The sequence below is a fragment of the Streptomyces sp. NBRC 110611 genome (assembly GCF_001590865.1).
GTDB lineage: Bacteria > Actinomycetota > Actinomycetes > Streptomycetales > Streptomycetaceae > Streptomyces.
Genome location: NZ_BBUY01000003.1, coordinates 460,998 through 484,302, shown reverse-complemented (window position 1 = coordinate 484,302; position 23,305 = coordinate 460,998). Strand labels below are relative to the sequence as shown.

At 70.5% G+C, this 23,305-nt stretch carries 17 protein-coding genes; 7 read left to right on the top strand and 10 right to left on the bottom strand.

The genetic code is table 11. From position 1 onward, the window contains the following. Positions 1 to 41: 41 nt before the first annotated feature. From AZE13_RS10350 to AZE13_RS10340, 3 genes are all read left to right on the top strand, one after another. Entirely contained in the window at positions 42 to 1,820 is a 1,779-nt protein-coding gene (locus tag AZE13_RS10350; RefSeq protein ID WP_066929294.1) for an SDR family oxidoreductase, read from the top strand. 143 nt (positions 1,821 to 1,963) lie between these two features. After that, complete coding sequence (locus tag AZE13_RS10345) at positions 1,964 to 2,902, top strand: metal-dependent hydrolase (RefSeq protein ID WP_066929292.1); 939 nt, start codon at positions 1,964 to 1,966, stop codon at positions 2,900 to 2,902. Between the two features lie 153 nt (positions 2,903 to 3,055). Beyond that, positions 3,056 to 4,171 (top strand): MerR family transcriptional regulator, encoded by a 1,116-nt coding sequence (locus AZE13_RS10340; protein ID WP_066929591.1) that lies wholly within the window; start codon positions 3,056 to 3,058, stop codon positions 4,169 to 4,171. Between the two features lie 108 nt (positions 4,172 to 4,279). Here AZE13_RS10340 and AZE13_RS10335 read toward each other — a convergent pair whose 3' ends face one another. Beyond that, a complete protein-coding gene (locus tag AZE13_RS10335) occupies positions 4,280 to 5,716 on the bottom strand; it encodes a carotenoid oxygenase family protein (protein ID WP_079123864.1) in 1,437 nt (478 codons plus the stop codon). Continuing rightward, a complete protein-coding gene (locus AZE13_RS10330) occupies positions 5,713 to 6,303 on the bottom strand; it encodes a hypothetical protein (protein WP_066929290.1) in 591 nt (196 codons plus the stop codon). The genes AZE13_RS10335 and AZE13_RS10330 overlap by 4 nt, the downstream gene beginning before the upstream one ends. A gap of 166 nt (positions 6,304 to 6,469) precedes the next feature. Between AZE13_RS10330 and AZE13_RS10325 the strand changes: the two genes are divergently transcribed. Beyond that, positions 6,470 to 7,066: a PadR family transcriptional regulator gene (locus tag AZE13_RS10325; protein ID WP_066929288.1), complete on the top strand. Its 597-nt coding sequence runs from the start codon at positions 6,470 to 6,472 to the stop codon at positions 7,064 to 7,066. Between the two features lie 78 nt (positions 7,067 to 7,144). Here AZE13_RS10325 and pspAB read toward each other — a convergent pair whose 3' ends face one another. From pspAB to AZE13_RS10310, 3 genes are all read right to left on the bottom strand, one after another. Next, positions 7,145 to 7,708 carry a PspA-associated protein PspAB gene (pspAB, locus tag AZE13_RS10320; RefSeq protein WP_066929287.1) on the bottom strand — a complete coding sequence of 188 codons (564 nt, stop codon included), beginning with the start codon at positions 7,706 to 7,708 and terminating at the stop codon, positions 7,145 to 7,147. A 118-nt stretch (positions 7,709 to 7,826) separates the two neighbouring features. Then, complete coding sequence (gene htpX / locus AZE13_RS10315; RefSeq protein WP_066929285.1) at positions 7,827 to 8,726, bottom strand: zinc metalloprotease HtpX; 900 nt, start codon at positions 8,724 to 8,726, stop codon at positions 7,827 to 7,829. Between the two features lie 253 nt (positions 8,727 to 8,979). Beyond that, positions 8,980 to 9,879, bottom strand: coding sequence for an LLM class flavin-dependent oxidoreductase (locus AZE13_RS10310; RefSeq protein ID WP_066929589.1), 900 nt, complete (start codon positions 9,877 to 9,879; stop codon positions 8,980 to 8,982). A 131-nt stretch (positions 9,880 to 10,010) separates the two neighbouring features. On the opposite strand from AZE13_RS10310, the gene AZE13_RS10305 reads away from it, so the two are divergent. After that, the gene (locus AZE13_RS10305; protein ID WP_066929283.1) at positions 10,011 to 10,961 is read left to right on the top strand and encodes a Cof-type HAD-IIB family hydrolase; all 951 of its coding nucleotides are present in this window, start codon (positions 10,011 to 10,013) and stop codon (positions 10,959 to 10,961) included. Positions 10,962 to 11,232: 271 nt separating this feature from the next. Next, positions 11,233 to 12,312 carry a helix-turn-helix domain-containing protein gene (locus AZE13_RS10300; protein WP_147264636.1) on the top strand — a complete coding sequence of 360 codons (1,080 nt, stop codon included), beginning with the start codon at positions 11,233 to 11,235 and terminating at the stop codon, positions 12,310 to 12,312. A 29-nt stretch (positions 12,313 to 12,341) separates the two neighbouring features. Here the strand turns inward: AZE13_RS10300 and AZE13_RS10295 are convergent, their stop codons facing one another. The 5 genes from AZE13_RS10295 to hisC form a co-directional block, all read right to left on the bottom strand. Beyond that, positions 12,342 to 14,042 carry a GAF domain-containing sensor histidine kinase gene (locus AZE13_RS10295; protein ID WP_398780128.1) on the bottom strand — a complete coding sequence of 567 codons (1,701 nt, stop codon included), beginning with the start codon at positions 14,040 to 14,042 and terminating at the stop codon, positions 12,342 to 12,344. 135 nt (positions 14,043 to 14,177) lie between these two features. Then, on the bottom strand, positions 14,178 to 17,798 hold the full coding sequence (cydD, locus tag AZE13_RS10290) for a thiol reductant ABC exporter subunit CydD (RefSeq protein ID WP_066929585.1): 3,621 nt from the start codon (positions 17,796 to 17,798) through the stop codon (positions 14,178 to 14,180). Between the two features lie 81 nt (positions 17,799 to 17,879). Beyond that, entirely contained in the window at positions 17,880 to 18,881 is a 1,002-nt protein-coding gene (gene cydB, locus AZE13_RS10285; protein WP_066929276.1) for a cytochrome d ubiquinol oxidase subunit II, read from the bottom strand. A gap of 9 nt (positions 18,882 to 18,890) precedes the next feature. Continuing rightward, positions 18,891 to 20,399 carry a cytochrome ubiquinol oxidase subunit I gene (locus AZE13_RS10280; RefSeq protein WP_066929274.1) on the bottom strand — a complete coding sequence of 503 codons (1,509 nt, stop codon included), beginning with the start codon at positions 20,397 to 20,399 and terminating at the stop codon, positions 18,891 to 18,893. 298 nt (positions 20,400 to 20,697) lie between these two features. Next, positions 20,698 to 21,777, bottom strand: a complete 1,080-nt coding sequence (hisC, locus tag AZE13_RS10275) for a histidinol-phosphate transaminase (protein ID WP_066929272.1) — start codon at positions 21,775 to 21,777, stop codon at positions 20,698 to 20,700. A 417-nt stretch (positions 21,778 to 22,194) separates the two neighbouring features. Between hisC and AZE13_RS10270 the strand changes: the two genes are divergently transcribed. Continuing rightward, the gene (locus tag AZE13_RS10270) at positions 22,195 to 23,295 is read left to right on the top strand and encodes a LacI family DNA-binding transcriptional regulator (RefSeq protein WP_066929270.1); all 1,101 of its coding nucleotides are present in this window, start codon (positions 22,195 to 22,197) and stop codon (positions 23,293 to 23,295) included. The last annotated feature ends 10 nt before the right edge of the window (positions 23,296 to 23,305 follow it).

Sequence of the window (23,305 nt, the reverse complement as noted above, 5' to 3'; positions counted from 1 at the left end):
GGACGGGACGGAACACAGGGGACGAGAGGACGGGGCACGGTATGGGAGAGGGCCGGGTTCCGGGCCTTGCGGGGGCGACGGAGCGCTGGGTGCGCACCGGTGACGTCGAGCTGTGCGTCGCGGAGCTGGGTGATCCGGCCCGGCCCACGGTGCTGCTGGTGCACGGCTACCCGGACAGCAAGGAGGTCTGGTCCGAGGTCGCCCGCGGCCTGGCCGACCGCTTCCATGTCGTGCTCTACGACGTCCGTGGCTGCGGCCGCTCCACCGCCCCGCAGCCGCTGCGCGGCGGCTTCACGCTGGAGAAGCTGACGGACGACTTCCTGGCCGTCGCCGACGCCGTCAGCCCCGACCGCCCGGTGCACCTCGTGGGCCACGACTGGGGATCCGTACAGTCCTGGGAGTTCGCCACGGTGCCACGGACGGAGGGCCGGATCGCCTCCTTCACCTCCCTGTCGGGACCGTCCCTGGACCACTTCGGCCACTGGATCAAGCAGCGGATGGCGCGCCCCACCCCGCGCCGCGCCGCCCAGCTCCTCAACCAGAGCGCCAAGTCCTGGTACGTCTACCTGCTGCATACCCCCGCGCTGCCCGAACTGGCCTGGCAGGGACCGCTCGGCAAGCGCTGGCCGAAGATCCTGCGACGGGTGGAGAAGGTACCGGGCGGCGACTACCCGACCGCCTCACTGCCCGCCGACGCGGCCCACGGCGCCTGGCTCTACCGCGACAACGTCCTCCCCCGGCTCCGCCGCCCGCGCGCCGACGCCTATGCGCACTGCCCCGTGCAGCTCATCACCCCCACCGGCGACGCCTTCCTCTCTCCGCGGCTCTACGACGACCTGGAGCGGTGGGCACCCCGGCTGGTACGCCGCACCCTCCCGGCCCGGCACTGGGTGCCCCGCACCCGCCCCGACCAACTCATCTCCTGGATCGGCGAGTTCGTCACCGCCAAGGAGGAGGGGGACCCGGCCAAGCAGGTCGCCGCGGCCGGCCCGCACGCCGACCGGTTCGGCGGACAGCTGGTGCTGGTGACCGGCGCGGCCAGTGGCATCGGGCGGGCGACCGCATTCGCCTTCGCGGAGGCCGGTGCGCGCATCATCGCCGTCGACCGGGACGCCGAGGGCGCGGCCCGAACCGCCGACCTGGCCCGGCTGATCGGTGCACCGCAGGCCTGGGCGGAGACCGTCGACGTCGCGGACGAGGCCGCGATGGAGAAACTCGCCGACAAGGCCGACGCCGAGTACGGCACCGTCGACGTGCTGGTGAACAACGCCGGCGTCGGGCTGTCCGGCTCCTTCCTGCAGACCAGCACCGAGGACTGGAAAAAGGTCCTGGACGTCAACCTGTGGGGCGTCATCCATGGCTGCCGGATCTTCGGCAAGCGGATGGCGGAACGCGGACAGGGCGGCCATATCGTCAACACCGCCTCGGCCGCCGCCTTCCAGCCGTCGAAGGTGCTGCCCGCCTACAGCACCTCCAAGGCGGCAGTCCTGATGCTCAGCGAGTGCCTGCGCGCCGAGCTGGCCGGCCAGGGCATCGGTGTCTCGGCCATCTGCCCCGGACTGGTCAACACCGGCATCACCACCACCGCCCGCTTCGCCGGCGTCTCCGCCGAAGAGGAGAAGCGCCGCCAGGCCAAGGCCGCGCGGATGTACGGGCTGCGCAACTACCCCCCGGAGAAGGTCGCCGACGCCGTCCTCAGCGCGGTGGTCCACAACCAGGCCGTGGTCCCGGTCACGCCCGAGGCCCGCGGAGTCCATCTGCTGTCCCGCTTCGCCCCACGCGCTCTCCGCGCCCTCGCCCGCATCGAGCCGAGGCTGTAGACCACCGGGACGGCCACGGAAAGCCGTCCACGAGGCCCGGGCGGGCCGGCCCTGCCCGGCCAACCGACCTGCGACAGAAACCTACGACAGACGTTTTGCGACAGACGCTTGCGACAGACACCTGCGCATGTCAGGAGCCGCGCATGAGTACTCCACCCCCTCAGGAGCAGCCGCACCGAGCACCGCAGCCCTACGCGATCACGCCCCGCCGGGTCACCTTCGACTGGCGTGAGACTCCACTGCTCTGGATACCCGACGAACCCACCGCCACCCACGTCATCAACGTCCTGCATCTGCTGCTGCCGGCCGGCGAGCGCTGGTTCGTGAAGGTCTTCAAGGAGGCCCTCCCGCTGGTCCGGGACGGGCAGCTCCGCAAGGACGTCAAGGGCTTCATGGGCCAGGAGGCCACCCACAGTCTCCAGCACTCCTACGTGCTCGACCACTTGGCCCGTCAGGGTCTGGACACCAGCCCCTACACCCGGCACGTCGACTTCCTCTTCGATCACCTCCTGGGTGAGCAGCCACCACTGGGCATTCCCGTAGCCCAGCGGGAGTGGTTGCGTTTCCGGCTCTCCCTGATCGCCGCCATCGAGCAGTTCACTGCGGTGCTCGGCAACTGGGTACTGGCCGCCGACGGCCTGGACCGCGCCCGCCCGGACCCGGTGATGCTCGACCTGCTGCGCTGGCACGGCGCCGAGGAGGTCGAGCACCGCGCGGTCGCCTTCGACATGTACCAGCACACCGGCGGACCCGACCCGGCCCGCTACGCCCGCCGGATCCTGGGAATGGCCGTGACCGCCCCCGTCCTGCTCTACCTCTGGGGCTGGGGCACCGCCTACCTCCTACGTCACGACCCCCAACTCGCCACCCCCTCCCGCTACTCGCTACACCAACACAACCGCGCCGTCCGCAAAGGCCTGCTGCCCACCTGGCGGGAGCTGGGAGCGGCGATCCCGCGCTACCTGCGGCGGTCGTACCATCCCTCGCAGGAAGGGTCGCTGCGCAAGGCCGTCGCCTATCTGGCCTCCTCCCCGGCCGCACGGGCCGCGGCGGGCTCGGTAGGCCGCGCGGCCCTCTCATAGCGCGCGGCCATCTCAGAGGAGCAACGAGTGACCGAGCAGCCGCCGCCGGCCAGCCGACACCGGATGGCCGACCCCCACCCGACCGGACACCACCCAGCCGGACAACCTCCGTTCGGACACCCCGCGGCCGGACATCCCCCGTCCGAATACCGCATCGAGGGCCTGGCCCATCTCAGCGGCGCCACGGTCCGTACGATCCGTGCCTACCAGGACCGCGGACTGCTCCCCCGTCCGGAACGCCGCGGCCGGGCGAACGTCTACGGCGACACCCATCTGACCCGGCTGCGCCAGATCTCCGAGCTGCTCGACCGTGGCTACACCCTCGCCAGCATCAAGGAACTCCTGGAGGCCTGGGACGCCGGCCGCGACCTCGGCGGGGTCCTGGGCCTGGTCGCCGAGATCGACGGGCCCTGGAGCGACGAGCAGGCGTCCCGGATCAGCCGCGCGGAGCTGGACACCGCCTTCGGTGGCGTCTCCGACGAGACAGCGGTCGCCGAGGCCGTGGAGCTGGGTGTCCTGGAACGTATCCCCGGCAGGGAGGACGAGTTCCTCGTGCCCAGCCCCCAGGAACTCGCCGTCGCCGCCGAACTGCACTCGTCCGGTGTTCCGCTGCCGGCGATCTCCGGTCATCTGCGCGAGCTGCGCGGCCAGGTGGAGCACATCGCCGCCCGCTTTCTGGACTTCACCTCCGAACATGTCTTCCGGCCGTTCCTTGATCATCCGCCCACGGAGGACGAGGCCGCGGAGGCCGCCGCCCTCGTACGGCGGCTCCGCCCGCTCGCCCAGCAGACGATCGACGCCGAACTCGCCCGCGCCATGCGCACCTTGGCCACCCGGCACCTCCGCCACCACCTCCGCGAGGCCTTCCCGCCCCCTTCGGCCCCGCCCGCCCGTCCACCGGCCGCCGAGCCGGTCGCGGACCCCCGTACCGCAGCCGACTCGACGACCGGAGCCTCCGAGTCCCGCACCTCGAAGCCCGGCGCCTCGAAGCCCGGCGCCTCGAAGCCCGGCGCCTCGAAGCCCGGTGCCTCGAAGCCCGGTGCCTCGAAGCCCGGTGCTTCGAACAGCGACCTCTCGGCGGACGTTGCCCCCTGGGAGGCAGTGGCGCTCCCCGCTGAGGCCGTGCAGGCCGTACGGGCCCTGGTGGGCACGGAGAACACCGCCGCGTTCATCACCGCCGCCGCCCAGCGGGAGGTGCAGGCCCGCACGATGGACGCGCTGGCATCGCGCGACCCAGGCACCAGAGGCACCGACGCCCCCGAAGCGTGACACGCCCGCACGGTTCGCGGTTCCTCGACCGCCCCCTCAGCCGACGCCCCTCAGCCAGCGCCTCTCAGGTGACGCCGCTCAGGTGACGCGCGCCCCAGCGGGAGGGACTCAACTTGCAGGATCCGGAAGCCAGTTGCCGTGGAACCCGTACGGCACACGCTGCGGGAGATGGACCGTGGCCACCGGGTCGGCGGATATGTCCTCGGCGTCGAGCACGACCAGATCGCTGGTGTCGGTGGTCGCGTCATAGACATAGGTGATCAGCCAGCCCGGCCCGCCCGGGCGGTCGTCCGCCGGGGCGAAGACCGCCTCGCCCGGAGTGCGCCCAGGACCGAAGTCGTGCCGGACGGCCTCGCCGGTCCGCAGGTCGTAGCGGAGCAGGGCGCCGGGCATCGATCCGCCTCCGGGAGGCTCGGCGGCAACGCCATGGCCGTAGCGGGCCGGCAGCCCGGCGAGGCGGTCGTCGACCCGCGGGAACTCGCACAGCTGGTCATCCAGCTGTTCCTCGATGACCGTGCCGGAGGCGAGATCGATCGTCCAGCGCCAGAGGCAGGGGATGGTCCCTCCGGTGAACGCCGTCATGTTCCCGAAGTCGGCATAGCGGGAGACGTAAAGGACGATCCGCTGGTCGCCGTCATCGTAGGCGTTCAGCGCGTGGAAGACATAGCAGGGGTCGATGGGCAGCCAGCGGACCTCGCCGTAGGGGTCGTCTCGGCGCAGTACGCCCAGCCGGGCGCCGTACTCCGGATCCCAGCGGTACGGCATACCGGGATGCTCACGGTCGAAGACGAGGGGGAGGTCCATGAAGACGACATGGCCTGCGGTCAGGTGGAAGTCATGCATCATCGTGTGCGCCGGCACTTCGATGGGACGACTGATCACCAACTCCCCGGCCGGGTCGGCGCGGTGATACGTGAGGTAGGGCGGAGTGGCACCGCCGTAGCCGAAGAAGTGCAGTTCGCCGGTCGTGGGACAGGTCTTGGGATGGGCGGTCATGGCCGTGGTGAGCCGGCCGCCGAAGTCATGGACGCCGATGGTCTCCAACTCATGACCGGGACGGCAGTCGATCTCATAGGGGAACGACGACTCGACCAGTGCGAGGGTGCGGCCGGCATGCCGGACGACATGGGTGTTGGCCACTCCCGCCGCCAGATTGCGGTGGCCCTCCGCATCCCGGGTGGACTCCTCACCGGTGAAGCTGGAGGTGCGGACCCAGCGGTTGCGGTACGAGACCGCTCTCCCGCCCTCCAGGCGCAGGCCATGGACCATTCCGTCGCCGAAGAACCAGTGTGCGGTGGCGGCGTCCCGCGGATTGGGGCCGTTGCGCAGGAACCAGCCGGTGAGCTCGGGCGGGATCGTACCCGTGACCGGGAGGTCGTAGGCGGTGAGCTCGTCCATGACCGGCGCGAAGTTACCGGCCAAGTGCGGTGCGGGAGCCGTGGACTCGGACACGCCGGTCGACGCGACGGTCGGGGATGCAGCAGTGGAAGTCGTGGTGGTGGGCGGAGTGGTGGGGGACGTTGAGGAGGAGGGTGTGGTGGTCATGAGGCCAGGCCTCCCTGGATGTCGGTCCGCACGCCGGACCGCGCCAGGAAGCGGGCCCTGGCTCGTTCCGGATAGGCGGAGGTGAAGCTGACGGGAAGGACGAATCCGGCGATCTGGATGACGATCGTGAAGACGACGTTCAACTCGTAGGCCGAGACAATGGCCTGGGCGATCGCCGTAAGGGTGAAGGTCAGTGCCCACGCGGCCGTGAGTACGACGTTGATGTGGCGGAACAGCGGGGTGTGCCAGACCTCCGGTGGGGCCATCCGGCGTGCGATCCCCATCGTGAAGGGGCGCCGCACCGCTATCGACACCCAGGCGATGACCGCCAGCCAGCCCATCGAGAGCGAGCTGGCGTACAGCTTGAGGCCACTGTCGGGCCGGGCGAAAGCCAGCAGAGCGAGGCCCACGAAGTACACGATCGTGCCGTACTCCAGCAGGCGGTAGTCCAGTTTCAGACCTGCGGCGCGGTCGGCGACGAGCAGGACGACCGCCGTCACCAGGCCGGCCAGCGCGCCCCACTGCCAGCCGAACGACCCGACCACCGCGAAGACCAGCCATGGAATGAAGCCCCTCAGGTACTTCATGGTTCCCCCTCTTTTCCGTCGCGCTCCGTCACGTCGCGCTTCGGTCGTGGCCGTGCGCCGGCGACCGACCGGCCGTCGCACCCACAACCAGACCTTCCAACTTCGACATGTCGAAGCTAGAAGCTCCACCTTTGACATGTCAAGAGTGGAAGGTAAAGTGTGAGTCATGAGCTTGAGACATGCGGTACTGGGCCTGCTGTCCGAATCCCCGGCGAGCGGCTACGACCTGATGAAGCTGTTCAACGCCACGCTCGCGAATGTCTGGCCGGCCACCCAGAGCCAGGTGTACGGCGAGCTCAACAAGCTCACGACCGCCGGCCTGGTCGAGATCGCCGCCCACGGCCCTCGCGGCCGCAAGGAGTACGCGATCACCGACGACGGCCTGGCAGAGCTACGGCACTGGCTCACCGACATCACGCCCGGCGGCAGCACGCGCAACGACAGCCTGCTGCGCGTCTTCTTCCTCGGCATCGTCACACCGCTCGAAGCCCAGGCCTACCTGCTGCAACAGGCCGAGCTCGCCGCCCGCACACACGCCGAGTGCGAGCGCATCGACGAGACCGCCGACTGGGACGAGGAGATGATTTCGGTCTACGGCCGGATCGCGCTGGAGTACGGCCTGCGCATGACGGCAACCCTGGAGGAGTGGGCCCGCTGGGCGGCCGACGAGGTGACCAGCGCCAAGGCGAGGAAGGCGAGCGAGCTCGCACGGGGCAGGCACGAAGAGAAGCCGCGCGAGGAGGACGCCGAGAGGGAGGGATAAGGGGAAGGGATGGGAGAGGAGAGAGACAGGAGAGGGAGCGGAGAGGGAGAGGGCGCACGCGGCGCCGGCCCCGTCGGCTCACAGCCCTGGCGCACCCCACACCGGGAACCACCGCGCCAGATCCTTCTCGACCGTCAGATCGTCCCCGAGCATCGCCCGTACCTGCAGTTCAAGCGAGTTGTCACGCTTCTCGCCGGCACCGGGCTGCGGCGCGAACGGGTAGAACGTGCCGCGCTTGTAGAGATAGACCAGCGCCAGTGACCGCTCCCGCGCATCGCGGAAGCCGAGCAGGGAGCACAGCAGCTGCGGACCGAAACCCGCCTCCTCCAGCGAGGTGTTGACCGCGTGCAGGTCGTTGACCAGGCCCGCCACATCGTCCGGTGAGTGCCGTACGAGCAGCCAGGTATACCCGTACGCGTCCTGGGTGAACTCCACCGAACCGTCCAGCAGGGACCGCGCCTCCTCCTGGATGCGCGAGAACGCCCCGCCCTCGACGCTCGCAAAGCACACCGAACCGACGCCGGTGGCGGTGAACCCGGCCGCGACCTGGAGAGTCACCGCAGCGGACGGCAGCGCGAAGAGCTGGTCGAGGTCGGGCCGGACCGGCTTGCTGCGGCCGAGGATGGCGTCCAGAAATCCCATACGCGACGTACTCCTTGCTCATCACTGCCCGACTGCGTCCCGCCCCGTCTCCGGTTGCGCTCCGCACTGCCCGACGGCGCCCCGCCCCGTCTCCGATTGCGCTCCGCCGCTCACCGCGTCACGGCCGCCCCAGCTCCGCCGCTATCCGTCCCAGCTGGTCCAACCGCTGCTCCAGCGATGGGTGCGAGGACAGCAGCCGGTTGAAGCTCTCCTTGTTGAACGCGGGGACGAAGTAGAAGGCGTTGAACGGCTGGGCCTTGCGCAGATCCTCGGTCGGGATCCGCGCCATCTGGCCGGTGATCTTCGTCAGTGCGGCGGCCAGCGCCGAAGGGCGGCCGGTCAGCAGCGCGGCGGCCCGGTCGGCGGACAGCTCGCGGTAACGGGACAGCAGCCGGGTCAGCAGGAAGCTGATCGCGTAGACGACCACGCTGACGGCGGTGACGATGAGCACGGCGATGGCCGCGTTCTGGTCCCGGTTGTTGCGCCCGACACCGCTCCACAGCGCGGCCCGGGTGATGATCCCGGCCAGGACGCCCAGGAACGAGGCGATGGTCATCACCGCGACATCGCGGTGCGCGACATGCGACAGCTCGTGGGCCAGTACGCCCTCCAGCTCCGCCGGCTCCAGTCGGCGCAGCAGCCCGGTCGTGGCGCACACCATCGAGTTCTTCTGATTACGGCCGGTGGCGAACGCGTTCGGCACATCCGACTGGGCGATCGCGACCCGTGGCTTGGGCATATCGGCCAGCGCACAGAGCCGGTCGACCGCGCCGTGTAGCTCCGGCGCCTGGTCCGGAGAGACCTCACGCGCGCCCATGCTGAACGCCGCGATCCGGTCGCTGTACCAGAACTGCGCGACGAACATCGCCCCCGCGATCAGCAGCACCACCACCCAGGCGCCCTTGAGCAGCACCACCAGCGCGCTGACGACCACGACGTACAGCAACCCGATGAAGAACATCGTCGTCACCATGCGCGAGGTCAGCCCGCGGTCCGGGGCGAATCGGGTCTGTGCCATGGCTCCTCCACAAACGCCGCATTCCCAAACGCCGCACTCCGGCGCAGGCACCAGTCCGCTCGCGCGATGGCCGTCCATCGCGCGCCGCGTCCCCCGCACTGCGTCGCTGCCCCAATTCTCCCCCTTCGCAGCTATATGTGGGGTAAAGCGGAGGCCGGGGCGTGGCCGGGCGCGTCGGAGCCGAGTCAGGGATGAGTCAGGGACGCAGCCAGGCACCACGGGGACGGAGCCGGGGACCGCGCCCGCGCCGTCCCTACCGGGCTCCCAGCTGCGCGAGCCCCTCCTTGGCGATGCGCTCGAAGACCGCGACATCTGCCTCGAAGACCGAATCCGCGATCGGCCAGTGGACGACCAGCTCATCGATGCCCAGCTCGCCATGGCGTCCGGCGAAGTCGACAAAGGCGTCCAGGGAGTCCAGCGGACGATCCGGAGTGAAGCCGGTCAGCATGATCTTCTGGAGCTCGCCGAAGTCCCGGCCCTGGTCGGCGCAGGCCTTGGCGAGCCGTTCGACCTGCCCGCGAACCGCCTCCAGCGACTCGGCCGGCGTACCGCCTCCGTTCGAGACCTTGGGGTCACCGGTGGTCACCCAGGCCTGGCCGTACCGGGCGGCCAGCGCCATACCGCGCGGGCCGGTGGCCGCCACCGCGAACGGCAGCCGCGGCCGCTGCACACAACCGGGGATGTTGCGCGCCTCCTCGGCGGAGTAGTGCGTGCCCTCGAAGGAGACCGCGTCCTCGGTCAGCAGCCGGTCCAGCAGCGCCATGAACTCGGCGAAACGGTCCGCCCGTTCCCGCGGCGACCAGGGCTCCTGGCCGAGCACGGTGGCGTCGAAGCCGTTCCCGCCGGCGCCGATTCCCAGGGTGAAACGGCCGCCGCTGACGTCGTCGAGCGAGATCAGCTCCTTGGCGAGGGTGACCGGGTGCCGGAAGTTCGGCGAGGTGACGAGGGTGCCCAGGCGGATCCGTGAGGTCGCGGCCGCGGCCGCGGTCAGCGTCGGCAGGGCACCGAACCAGGTCTGCTCACGGAAGCTCCGCCACGAGAGGTGGTCGTAGGTGTACGCGGCGTGGAACCCCAGCTCCTCTGCGCGCTGCCAGGGCCGGCACCCGCCTTCGGACCAGCGTCGGACGGGGAGAATCACGGTGCTCAGTCGCATGACCCCGAGCGTACGGCCGTGCGGCCGGGCAGCCGTACGGAGGGCCGACCGCTCGACGCGCGCCCGCCCGGACCGGCTCATACACGCAACCTGCTGCACGCCTGTGCGCTGCGGTACGGGAAGATGACCCCGTGACTGATGCCTCCCCCACGCCGGCCCGGGCGCCCGAAGCGGTCGTCGCACCCCGGCTGATCGCGACCGATCTCGACGGCACGCTGCTGCACGACGACAAAACGGTCTCCGACCGGACGATCGCCGCACTCGCCGCCGCCGAGCGGGCCGGCATCGAGGTGTTCTTCGTGACCGGGCGCCCGGCTCGTTGGATGGGCGTGGTCAGCGACCATGTGCACGGTCACGGACTGGCGATCTGCGCGAACGGCGCGGCTGTCGTCGACCTGCATCACGGCGGCCGGGTCGTCGAGGTCAGCCCCTTGGAACGCACGGCCGCGCTGGACGTCGTGGCGGCACTGCGCAGTGCCGCGCCCGGCACGTCGTTCGCCATCGAGCGCACCGGCGGCATTCATTACGAGCCGGAGTACCCGCCGCTCCTCCTGGACCCGGCCGCGGTCGTCGCGCCGGCGGAGAAGCTGCTGGCCGAGGACTTCGTGGCACCGCCGGACCCCGCCGGGAGCGTCGATCCCGCCTTCCCCGACCAGCCCGTCATCAAGCTGCTCGCACACCACCCGGACCTGGAGCCCGACGCGTTCCTCGCGCTGGCCCGTACGGCCGCGGGCGGGATCGCGTCCTTCACCCGGTCCAGCCCCACCGCGCTGCTGGAAATCAGCGGCCCCGGTGTCAGCAAGGCCGGCACCCTCGCCCACTGCTGTGCGGAGCGCGGTATCTCACCGGACGAGGTCGTCGCCTTCGGGGACATGCCGAACGACATCGAGATGCTGACCTGGGCCGGCACCTCGTATGCCATGGCCAACGCCCATCCGGAGGTGCTGGCGGCCACCACGCGCCGTACCGCGTCCAACAATGACGACGGCGTCGCGGTCGTCATCGAGGAGATCCTTCAGCGCTGCGGCGAACGGGCAGCGGCGACGCCGGTGCGTGGAGCGCCGAAAGCCGGGCCGCGCTGACGGCTCCGGCCGCCCCACGGCGCCCCTCGTACAACCGTCGTTCAACCCTCGTACAACAGCTCCGACAGCGGCACCTCCCACGCATACGTGGCTGTGCGTAGGCCCCCTGCGCAGATGTGGCTACTCGTACGCGCGGCCACGTCGGTCAATCCCGAAAGCCGTGTGTGCATGGAGCGGCGGCTTTTAGCATGTGCGCGTCATTGCTACGACTCGGGGGACATGTCCGGCGGCATGTCGGGGCATAACGGGGGCAACCTTGATCGACATCGCGGTGAGCACGGATACCCTGGCGGCCATACGTTTCGCGGTATCACCGCTGATGCAGGCCGGTGCGGTGCTGCACCCGCGCCGGCCGCGAGCGGCGAGCAGGACGCACTTGAACGGACAGCAGGTAGACGCCGCGCTACGGGAGCGCGGCCTGCACCTGCTCTCCGCACTGCGCCGGGAGATCCACGGTTACGCGCCGGACTTCCTGACCCCCGGGCCGGGCAGCGACCTCGCACCCGATGTCGATGTGGAGTTGCATCAGGTCGCCACCACGCCGTCGCCCATCGTCGCCCGCCAGATGAACAGAGTGCTCCAGTCCGCAGCGCTGCCCAAGCGGACCTCCGCATCCGAACTCCCGGGTGTCCGGGATTTCCTGGAACTCGGCGAGCAGGCGTTCGCACAGCAGGCCGCCGACGAGCTGGCATCGTTCTGGCAACGGCGCCTCGCGCCCATGTGGCCCGCCCTCTCCGCCCGGGCGGAGGCGGATATCGACCACCGGGCACGCATCATCGCGCGCGGCGGTCTGCACACCGCGCTCAACTCCCTGCACCGGGACATCGCTTACGACCGCGGCGCACTCCGCCTGGAGAACGAACAGCAGCTGGAGGTCTCCGGGACCACGGACGTCACACTCTTCCCTTCGACGCTTGCGCACAGCTGGCTCATCAGCGTGGATCCTTGGCATGAACGCGGCATCCACCTCGTCTACCCGGTCCGCCCGCACCGCCCGGCCCACCGCCCACAGGGGAAGGACCGGACCGCCGAGGGAACCGCCCCCTCCCTCGGCAACGTCATCGGCCACTCCCGTTCCCTCGTGCTGACCGGCCTCGACGTGCCCCGCACCACCACACAGCTCGCCGCCCGCCACCACCTGAGCCCGTCGACCGTCTCCTACCACCTCAGCCGCCTCCTCCGCGCGGGGCTGGTCACCCGCGTACGGGACGGAAACCGCGTGTACTACCAGCGCACCACGGACGCCGACCGGCTCTGCGGCCGGCCGACAGGCCACGACGCGACGGGCCGCCGCGGGGCGGGCCATGACGGTGCCGGAGTGCGGCGCCCCGAGGGAGTCGTATCGACGTAGCGCATCACGTCAACGCGTCGCGGCATCGCCTACAGCGGCGCTTCCCACGTCACCGTCGTCCCCCTGCCGTTCTCGCCCAGACCCGGGCCGTGGGCGCTGGCGCCACCCAGGGACTCGGCCCGCTTGGCGAGGTTCTTCAGGCCGCTGCGGCGGCCGCCGTCCGGGATGCCGATGCCGTCGTCGGCGACGGTCAGGCGGACGCCGTCGGTGCCGTCCGGCAGGCGGATCGTCGCGTCGACGACCACGTCGATCCGGGAGGCCTGGGCGTGCCGGAAGGCGTTGGACAGCGCCTCGCGCAGTGCGGCGATCAGGTTCTTGCCGGTCAGCTCGCCGACCCGGGAGTCGACCGGGCCGATGAAGCTGGCCGACGGCTGGAAGCCGAGCGGTACGGCGGCGGTGCCGATCTCGCGCAGAACCCGGGTGCGCAGCCCGGACGGCGCCTCGGCCGGGCCCTGCTGGAGGGCGAAGATCGCCGTCCGGATCTCCTGGATGGTGACGTCCAGCTCGTCGACGGCCTTGCCGACGCCATCCGTCACATCCGGAACGTCCGACCTGCGCTGTGCGCTCTCCAGCATCATGCCGGTCGCGAACAGCCGCTGGATCACGAGATCGTGCAGGTCGCGGGCGATCCGGTCGCGGTCTTCGTAGACCGCGAGGCGCTCCCGGTCGCGCTGGGCCTCGGCCAGCACCAGCGCCAGCGCGGCCTGCGCGGCGAACTGGGTGGCGAGCGTCCGCTCGGCGGCGGTGAAGGGGCGGGCGCCCCGGGACCGCGGTGTGGCCAGGGTGCCGAGCACCCGCCCACCGCTCTTGAGCGGCAGCATCATGCTCGGCCCGAAGCGGGGTGCGATGGCCGTCACCATACGCGGATCGGTGGCCGAGTCGTCCACGAACACCGGCTCCCCGGCGAGGAGTTGCTCGGCCACCGGGCTGTCCGGTGGAATCTGCGTCCCCAAGATCCCGGTGGGGTCGTCCGCCGATACCGCGACGATCTCCAGACCGCCCTCGTCGTCGGGCAGCAGGACGATGCCGGCCGCCGAGTCCGCCAGCTTGCGCGCCTGCTCGGCGACCACCGCGAGCGCGTCGTCGACGTCGCTGCCGGCGAGGAGTTCGGTGGTCACCGCCACCGAACCGTCGATCCACCGCTCCCGCTGGCGGGTCGCCGCATGCAGCCGGGCGTTGCCGATGGCGATACCGGCCTCGGTCGCGAGCACCCGCACCATATGCAGATCTTCTTCGCTGAATTCCCCGCCACCGCGCTTCTCCGTCAGATAGAGATTGCCGAAGATCTCGCCCTGGACACGGATCGGCACCCCCAGGAACGTCCGCATCGGCGGGTGCCCGGGCGGGAAGCCGGCCGAGCGCGGGTCCTGCGTGAGGTCGGCGAGGCGCACCGGCCGGGGGTTTTCGATCAGCGCGCCGAGCAGACCCTTGTGGCCGTCGGGCAGGGCGCCGATCCGTTCGTGCTGCTGCCCGGTCACTCCGTACGTGACGAAGTCCGACAGCCCTTCACGGGCGTCGTCGATGATCCCGATGGCGGCGTAGCGGGCGTCGGCGAGCTCGGCGGCGGTCTCCACGATCCGGTCGAGGGTGATGTGCAGATCGAGGCCCGCGCCGACGGTACGCATCGCCTCCAGCAGCTGCGGCACCCGGGCGGTCAGCTCGGAGGACAGGCCCTGCAGGCTGCGGGTGGCCGCGGTGGCGGCGTCCATGGGGTCCGGGGCGGTGTCCATGCCCATGAGAGTAATAAGTGGGCATTTGCAAGGAAAGTGCGGTTATGGGGCAACGGGGAGCGCTCGGCTCCTGGGTGCCCTGGTACCTGCCGCCCCCTACCGCTCCTACCGCCTCCGCCTGCCGCCCGTACCGCGCTATGCGCCGGCCCGTACGCCCGCCGCCTCGCCGTACACCGCGTCCACCGCCCGCTCGCGCTCCAGCATCCGCCGGAACGGACCGTCCGCCGCGGCCAGCTCCGGGTATCCGCCGCGCTGCACGGCCCGGCCGTGCTCCAGTACCAGCACTTCGTCGACCGCCTCCAGGCCGGTGAGCCGGTGGGTGATCAGGACCGTGGTACGGCCCTCGGTCGCGGCCAGCAGATCGGCGGTCAGCGCATCGGCGGTGGCCAGGTCGAGGTGCTCGGCGGGCTCGTCCAGGACGAGCACCGGGAAGTCCGCCAGCAGTGCACGGGCCAGGGCCAGCCGCTGCCGCTGGCCACCGGACAGCCGGGCGCCGTGCTCCCCGACCATGGTGTCCAGCCCGTCCGGCAGTCCCCGCACCCAGTCGGCGAGCCGGGCCCGGTCGAGCGCCTCCCAGAGGTCATGGTCGTCGCCCTCCGCGCCGGTGCTCCGGTCGCGGCGGGCGAGCCGGAGGTTCTCCCGCAGTGAGCTGTCGAAGAGGTGGGCGTCCTGCGCGCACAGCCCCACCAGCCGCCGGACCGCATCACCGTCCACCGCCTGGGCGTCCGCTCCGCCCAGCGTGTACGCCCCCGATTCCCGGTCCAGGAAGCGCAGCAACACCTGCGCCAGCGTGGACTTGCCGGCGCCGGACGAGCCGACGACGGCGAGCCGGTGACCGGCCGTCAAGGTGAAGCCGATCCCCTCCAGCGCCGGCCGGTCCTGACCGGGGTGGCGCGCCCCCAGATCCCGTACGACCAGGGGGAACGGTGTCGTGGGCGGCTCCGCGGGCGCGACCGGCTCATGCACCGGTTCGGGCGCGTCCAGCACCTCGAAGACCCGCTCGGCGGCGCGCCGGGTGCGCTGCCGGTACTGCACGGCCAGTGGCAGCCCGGTCACCGCCTCGAACGCGGCGAGTGGAGTCAGCACGACAACCGCCAGTGCCACTCCGTCCAGGCGGCCCGCGTGCACCGCCTGGACACCGGCCACCGCCGCCGCGGCGACGGTCAGCCCGCACAGCAGCGCCGAGAGCCCTGCGCCGGTCCCGGCCACGGCGGCGGAGCGGGCGGCGACCCGGGTCAGCTCGCGGTCCGCACGGCGCACCGATTCCGTACGGGCCGGAAGGGCGCCGGCCACCGTCAACTCGGCGGTGCCGGTGAGCACATCGACCACCCGCGTGGCGAGCCGACCGCGGGCAGGCGCCAGTTGGCGCTCCGTCCGCCGGGCCAGCGCGCCCGAGAGGGCCGGCACGCCCACGCCCGTGAGCAGCAGTCCGACGGCAAGGACCACCCCGGCCTCCGGCAGCAGCCAGCCGGTGAAACCGACCGCGCCCGCCCCGACCAGCACTGCCGCGCCGACGGGCAGCAGCCAGCGCAGAAAGTAGTCCTGCACCGCATCGACATCGGCGACCAGCCGCGACAGCAGATCGCCGCGGCGACGCTCTCTGAGCCCGGCCGGCGCCAGCCGCTCCAGGCGGCGGAAGACCGCGACCCGTACGTCGGCGAGCATCCGGAAGACCGCGTCATGGGCGACCAGTCGCTCGGCGTACCGGAAGACCGCGCGGCCGATGCCGAACGCCCTGGTCGCGGTGACCGCCACCATCAGATACAGCACCGGCGGCTGCTGTGCGGCCCGCGAGATCAGCCAGCCGGAGGTCGCCATCAGCCCCACCGCGCTGCCCAGGGCGAGACTTCCGAGCAGCAGCGCCAGCGCGAACCGCGCCCGACGGGCCCGGGCCATCCGCCGCAGCCGGGTGAGCACCGGACCACCGGCGGGGCCGGAAGCCGGGGCGGTCTCGCCGTCGGACGCCTCGACTGCCGGGAGCGGTGCGGACGTTGGGGATGCGCTGCCCGCTGTTTCACGTGAAACCGCCGCCGGTCCCGGCACCGCCGCCGGATCCGGCAGCCGTACCATCCGGTCCGCCACCGCCAGCAGCGCCGGCCGGTGGACGACGAGCAGGACCGTACGGTCGACCGCGAGCCGGCGGACCGCGGCGACGATCGCCTCCTCCGTCTCACCGTCCAGGTTCGCGGTGGGCTCGTCCAGCAGCAGGATCGGCCGGTCGGCGAGGAAGGCGCGGGCCAGTGCCAGGCGCTGGCGCTGGCCGGCCGACAGCCCGGCGCCGGATTCGCCGAGCCGAGTCGCCATACCGTCGGGGAGCGCGTCGATGAAGTCCAGCGCGCCGGCGTCGGCCAGAGCGGTGCGTACGGCGGCGTCGTCCGCGTCCGGCCGTACCAGCCGTACGTTCTCGGCTATGGAGCCGGCGAACAGCTGCGGCCGCTGCGGCACCCAGGCGATCCGCTGCCGCCAGCTGTCGGGGGCGAGCGAGGCGATGTCCCGGCCGTCGACGAGAGCCCGGCCCTCGGACGGCTCGGTGAAGCCGAGCAGCACGCTCAGCAGCGTGGACTTACCGGCTCCGGAGGGCCCGATCAGCGCGACGGTCTCGCCGGGCCGGACCTCGAACGAGGTCGCGGGGAGCGAGTCGGCGGTCCGGCCTGGGTGGCGGACGACCAGGTTCTCGACGGCCAGCCCGGTCCCCGGGGGCGCGGGCGCGGTGCCGGGCGTGGGGAGCGGCGTCTCCAGTACTGCGAAGATCTCCTCGGCGGCCGCCAGCCCCTCGGCCGCGGCGTGATACTGCGCGCCCACCTGCCGCAACGGCAGATACGCCTCGGGCGCCAGGACCAGCACCATCAGGCCGGTGTAGAGATCCAGTTCGCCGTGGACCAGCCGCATCCCGATGCCGACCGCGACCAGGGCGACGGAGATGGTGGCGAGCAGCTCCAGCGCGAACGAGGAGAGGAAGGCGATCCGCAGGGTGCGCAGGGTGGCGCGGCGGTAGTCGCTGGTGATGCTGCCAATGGCGCGGGCCTGGGCCTTGGCCCGGCCGAAGACCTTGAGGGTGGGCAGCCCCTCGACGACATCGAGGAAGTGGTCGGACAGCCGGGAGAGCAGCCGCCACTGGCGGTCCATCCGCGACTGGGTGGCCCAGCCGATCAGGACCATGAAGAGCGGGATCAGCGGGAGGGTGAGGACGATCGTCAGCGCCGAGATCCAGTCACCGGTGACGATCCGGGCGAGCACCGCGACGGGGACGACGACCGCCAGCCCCAACTGCGGCAGATAGCGGGAGAAGTAGTCGTCCAGGGCGTCGATACCGCGGGTGGCGAGGGTGGTCAGTTCGCCGGTACGCATCTCCGCGCCTCGGTCATCGGCCGCGGTGCCGGTGGCCGCCCCCGGCCGTGCCGGCTCGTCGCCCGCTCCCGGCCGCGCCACCCGTACACCGGGTCCCAGCCGCACCACCCGTTCGACCAGCCGCATCCGCAGTTCGGACTTCACCGCCGCGCCGGCCCGGTGCGCGGCCAGCTCGGTGAGCCAGGAGACCAGACCGCGCCCGACGGAGACCGCGGCGAGCAGTACCAGCGGGGTGGTCAGACCGCCGGGACCGAGGCCGTGCTGGAAGGCACCGACCACGATCTCGGCGATCAGCATCGCCTGGCCGACGACCAGACCCGCCCCGGCCAGGCCGAGCAGCACCACCGCGACGAGGAAGCCGCGAGTGGCATGGGCATAGCGGAGCAGACGTGGGTCGACGGGTTTCACGTGAAACATTCCATCCTGTGAAACATCCACTGCTGAGGTCGCGGCTGAGGCCGCCCCGGGCGGAAGCGGCCTCAGCCCGGGCTAGTGGGATTCGGCGATGTGCTGAGTACCGATGCGCTTGCGGAACACCCAGTACGTCCACCCCTGGTAGAGCATGACGAGGGGAGCGGCGATCCCCGCGCACCAGGTCATGATCTTCAGGGTGTACGGGCTGGACGAGGCGTTGCTGACGGTGAGGCTCCAGCTCTCGTTCAGCGTGGACGGCATGACGTTCGGGAAGAGCGTCAGGAACAGCATCGCGACCGCCGCCACGATGGTGATGCCGGAGAAGGCGAACGCCCAGCCCTCTCGCCCGAGGCGGTTGGCTCCGAGCGCCGCGACCAGCGCCAGCACCGCGACGACCATGGCGATCAGGCTGATGCCGTCGCCCTTTTCGGCCTGGGTCCAGCTCAGGAAGCCGACCGCGAGCACGGCGGTGACCAGGCCGAGGACGGAGGCCAGCTTGCGCGCCCGCTCCCGGATGTCACCCACCGTCTTGAGCGAGGCGAACACCGCGCCGTGGAAGGTGAACAGCGTCAGCGTGACCAGTCCGCCGAGCAGCGCGTACGGGTTGAGCAGGTCGAGCAGACCGCCGACGTACTCCTTGTGCGCATCGATCCGCACCCCGCGCACGATGTTGCCGAACGCCACACCCCACAGCACCGCGGGCAGCAGCGAGGTCCAGAAGATCGCCTGTTCCCAGTTGCGCTGCCAGCGCTCCTCGGTCCGCTTGGCGCGGTACTCGAAGGCCACACCGCGCACGATCAGGCAGACGAGGATGAGCAGCAGCGGCAGGTAGAAACCGGAGAACAGGGTGGCGTACCACTCGGGGAAGGCCGCGAAGGTCGCGCCGCCCGCGCTGAGCAGCCAGACCTCGTTGCCGTCCCAGACCGGGCCAATGGTGTTGATCAGTACCCGCTTCTCGCGCCGGTCGCGGGCGAGCAGCTTGGTGAGGACGCCGATCCCGAAGTCGAATCCTTCGAGGAAGAAGTACCCGATCCACAGGAAGGCGATGAGGACGAACCAGACGTCGTGGAGTTGCACAGTCGCCTCCTAGTACGAGAAGGCCATCGGCCGGTCGGCGTCCGTGCTGTCGCCGCCGATCCTGGTGGGCGGGTTGCGGTCGGAGTCGGTGAGCTCCGGGGGGCCGGCCTTGACGTACTTCACCAGCAGCTTGACCTCGATCACCGCGAGGATCGCGTAGAGCGTGGTGAAGACGATCATCGAGGTGAGCACCTCGCCCTGCGAGACACCCGGGGAGACCGCGTCCGAGGTGCGCAGCACGCCGTAGACGACCCAGGGCTGGCGGCCCATCTCGGTGAAGATCCAGCCCCAGGAGTTCGCGAGGAGCGGGAAGCCGAGGGTGACGAAGGCCAGCGACCAGTACCACTTGCTCAGCCGGGCACCGAGCACCTTGTTCTTGGTGAGCACCAGGTGTGGTGGTTCCTCGTCCCCCGTGCGCAGCCCCGGCGACAGCCAGAACTTCTTACGGGTGAGCCAGAGACCGGCGATCCCGATGGCGAATGACGTCATCCCGAAGCCGATCATCCAGCGGAAGCCCCAGTAGGCGACCGGGATGTTGGGCCGGTAGTCGCCGGCCCCGAACTTCTCCTGCTCGGCCTTGTTCACATCGTTGATGCCGGGGACCGGCGATGAGAAGTCGTTGTGCGCGAGGAAGGAGAGCAGGCCGGGAACCTCGATGGCGACCTTGTTGTGGCCCTTGTCGACATCGCCGTAGGCGAAGACCGAGAACGGCGCGGGCTGTTCGGTGTCCCACAGCGCCTCGGCCGCGGCCATCTTCATGGGCTGCTGCCGGAACATGACCTTGCCGAGCTCGTCACCGCTGATCGCGGTGAGGGCGCCGGCTATGACGAGCGTGATCAGACCGAGGCGCAGCGAGGTCCGCATGACCTTGATGTGCTTCTTGCGCATCAGGTGGTACGCGGCGATGCCGACCATGAACGCGGCACCGGTGAGAAAGGCGGCGGTCAGCGTGTGGAAGACGACGACCAGGGTGGTGTCCTGGGTCAGCACCTTCCAGAAGTCGGTGAGCTCGGCCCGTCCGCTGGCGACGTTGTACTTGTAGCCGACCGGGTGCTGCATCCAGGAGTTCGCGGCCAGGATGAAGTACGCCGAGAGGATCGTGCCGATCGAGACCATCCACATGCAGAAGCAGTGGATCTTCTTGGGCAGCTTGTCCCAGCCGAAGATCCACAGACCGATGAAGGTGGACTCGAAGAAGAAGGCGATGAGCGCCTCGAAGGCCAGCGGGGCGCCGAAGACGTCACCGACGAACCGCGAGTAGTCGGACCAGTTCATCCCGAACTGGAACTCCTGGACGATGCCGGTGACGACACCCATCGCGATATTGATCAGAAAGAGCTTGCCCCAGAACTTGGTGGCCTGGAGGTACTTCTCCTTGCCCGTTCGCACCCATGCGGTCTCGAGTCCGGCCACCAGAGCGGCAAGGGAGATCGTCAGGGGGACGAACAGGAAGTGGTAGACGGTCGTGATGCCGAATTGCCATCGCGCCAGTGTCTCTGGCGCCAACGCCAGCTCCACCCTTTCTCTCCTTACGTCGCCATTGCCCAGGGCAATGTCCCGTGCGCGTCACAAAAATCGGCACATACAGGGATGGAACGACCGAGCTTGTGAACGCGTTCACATTCACAAGCAATTATCTCCCATGGCTTCGCAACCTTCGCTCCCGGGGGTGCGTGACTGCAGTCACGCACCTTTACACCATGCGTACACACGCCGGAGGCCGCGGGCGGCAGACCCACGGCCTCGATGCGCAAAGCCTTGTCTCGCTTCGCAACGCCTTACGGCGCCCTGCTAGCGCCACATGGCCGGCAACGGCTTACAACGCCTTGCGAAATTCCTCCGCGGCCTGCAGAAACAGGTCCATCGCCGCGGTCTCGCCGATCGTCACCCGTACCCCCTCGCCGGGGAACGGCCGCACGACCACTCCGGCCCGCTCACAGGCCGCCGCGAAGTCGGTCGTACGCTCCCCCAGCCGCAGCCAGACGAAGTTGGCCTGCGTTTCGGGGACCGTCCAGCCCTGCCCGAGCAGAGCCTCGACCACCCGTGTGCGCTCGGCCACCAGCGCGTCGACCCGCTCCATCAGCGCCGTCTCGCTGCGCAGCGACGCCACCGCCGCCTCCTGCGCGAGCTGGCTCACCCCGAACGGCACCGCCGTCTTGCGCAGCGCGGCGGCCACCGGCTCGTGCGCCACCGCGAAGCCGATCCGCAGCCCGGCCAGACCGTACGCCTTGGAGAAGGTGCGGAGCACACAGACATTGGGGCGGTCCCGGTACAGATCGATACCGTTCGGCACCTCCGGGTCGCGTATGAACTCGCGGTACGCCTCGTCCAGCACCACCAGGACGTCGCCCGGCACCCGGTCCAGGAAGGACTCCAGTTCCGCACGGCGCACGACGGTGCCGGTCGGATTGTTGGGGTTGCAGACGAAGATCAGCCGGGTACGGTCCGTGACCGCGGCCAGCATCGCGTCCAGGTCGTGCACCTCACCGGAGGTCAGCGGGACCTGCACGGACGCGGCGCCGGAGACCTGGGTGATGATCGGGTACGCCTCGAACGACCGCCAGGCGTAGATCACTTCGTCCCCCGGCCCGGCCGTCGACTGGACCAGCTGCTGGGCCACACCCACCGACCCGGTGCCGGTCGCCAGATGCTCCAGCGGCACCGAGAAGTGTTCCGACAGCTCCGCCATCAGACCCGTACAGGCCAGGTCCGGGTAGCGGTTGAACGCACCGGCGGCGGTCACCGCGCTCTCCAGAACCCCGGGCAACGGCGGATACGGGTTCTCGTTGGAGGACAGCTTGTAGGTGACGGCCTCACCGGCGGGCGCCGGCCGGCCGGGCTTGTAGGTGGGAATGCCGTCCAGCGCAGCACGCAGCTTCGGGGTCTTCTCGCTCACCGCAGGTCCTCCTCGAACCGTCCTGCTCATCTCCAATACTGCACACCTTATGAGGATTGCCCCGTCCGACGGCAGCCCCAGCCGTCAGCGGTACGGGCACCGCACCCCACGCGCGCCCGGGCGCCCGCTGCCAGGACCGCACCGCGCGCAGCACCTCAGTCGCGCTCCCCGTGTGAGTGCGCGCCGGTGGCTCGCGCCGTGGCGCGCATCCCTCGTCAAGGTGACTTGAGACCTCTTCGAGACCTGAAGCGATCGGCAGGCAGAGGCGGCACATCTCCCCCTGAACGATCAATATGATCGCCAACTTCCTTGATTTAGCAGGACATTGATGGGTGATCACCTTGCAGAAACGTGCCTTTCCGTGGCCGTCGGCCGCGCCCCGCGAATGGCCGTATTGAGCCCTACTATCGGCTCGCCATGACAGCAGCAGGGAAGCACCAGGTGAGCCGGTCGACCGGTCGCCGACTGGGACGGGCGGGCATCCGGGACGTGGCCGCCGCAGCCGGTGTGTCGATCACGACCGTCTCCGACGCGCTCAACGGCAAGGGCCGGCTTCCGGATGCCACCCGTAGCCATGTCCGCGAGGTGGCCGACCGGCTGGGCTACCGCCCGTCCGCGGCCGCCCGCACGCTCCGTACCGGCAAGTCGGGGCTCCTCGGCCTGACCGTCACCACGTACGGGGATGAACCTTTCACCTTCACCGAGTTCGCGTACTTCGCCGAGATGGCCAGAGCCGCCACCTCCGCCGCGCTGGCCCGCGGATACGCCCTGGTCATCCTCCCGGCGACGTCCCGCCACGACGTGTGGTCCAACGTCGCGCTGGACGGCACCGTCGTGATCGACCCCGCGGACGGCGACCCCGTCGTCACCGAACTCGTCCGGCACGGCATCCCCGTCGTCTCCGACGGCCGCCCCGGCGGCACCCTGCCGGTCACCGGCTGGGTCGACAACGACCACGAGGCCGCCGTCCTCGGCCTGCTCGACCACCTCGCCGACGCCGGCGCCCGCCGTATCGGCCTGCTCACGGGCACCACCACCGACACCTACACCCGCCTGTCGACCACCGCCTATCTGCGCTGGTGCGAGCGGGTCGGCCAGGACCCGGTGTACGAGTCCTATCCGGCGCACGACCCGTGCGCGGGCGCCGTCGCCGCGGACCGGCTGCTGGCCCGCCCGGACCGGCCGGACGCCGTCTACGGGCTCTTCGACCCCAACGGCACCGATCTGCTCGCCGCCGCCCGGCGCTACGGCCTGCGGGTACCGGAGGACCTGCTGCTGGTCTGCTGCAGCGAGTCCACGGTCTACGCGAACACCGAGCCGCCCATCACCACCCTGTCGCTCAAGCCGCGCCGCATCGGCACCGCCGTCGTCCAGATCCTCATCGACGCCATCGAGGGGCTCGACAACGGGCGGCCCATCGAACAGGTGATACCGACCGATCTGATCGTGCGGACCTCGTCGCAGCGACGCTCCCCCAGGACGACCGTCAGCCCGCCACGGGGACCCGCCCGCGACTGAGCAGGCCGCC

Coding starts and splice junctions, on each gene's coding strand:
- AZE13_RS10345 (WP_066929292.1), top strand. CDS start 1,964: ATGAGTACTCCACCCCCTCAGGAGCAGCCGCACCGAGCACCGCAGCCC.
- AZE13_RS10335 (WP_079123864.1), bottom strand. CDS start 5,716: ATGACCACCACACCCTCCTCCTCAACGTCCCCCACCACTCCGCCCACC.
- htpX (WP_066929285.1), bottom strand. CDS start 8,726: ATGGCACAGACCCGATTCGCCCCGGACCGCGGGCTGACCTCGCGCATG.
- pspAB (WP_066929287.1), bottom strand. CDS start 7,708: ATGGGATTTCTGGACGCCATCCTCGGCCGCAGCAAGCCGGTCCGGCCC.
- AZE13_RS10295 (WP_398780128.1), bottom strand. CDS start 14,042: ATGGACACCGCCCCGGACCCCATGGACGCCGCCACCGCGGCCACCCGC.
- AZE13_RS10330 (WP_066929290.1), bottom strand. CDS start 6,303: ATGAAGTACCTGAGGGGCTTCATTCCATGGCTGGTCTTCGCGGTGGTC.
- AZE13_RS10270 (WP_066929270.1), top strand. CDS start 22,195: ATGACAGCAGCAGGGAAGCACCAGGTGAGCCGGTCGACCGGTCGCCGA.
- AZE13_RS10325 (WP_066929288.1), top strand. CDS start 6,470: ATGAGCTTGAGACATGCGGTACTGGGCCTGCTGTCCGAATCCCCGGCG.
- AZE13_RS10350 (WP_066929294.1), top strand. CDS start 42: ATGGGAGAGGGCCGGGTTCCGGGCCTTGCGGGGGCGACGGAGCGCTGG.
- AZE13_RS10310 (WP_066929589.1), bottom strand. CDS start 9,879: ATGCGACTGAGCACCGTGATTCTCCCCGTCCGACGCTGGTCCGAAGGC.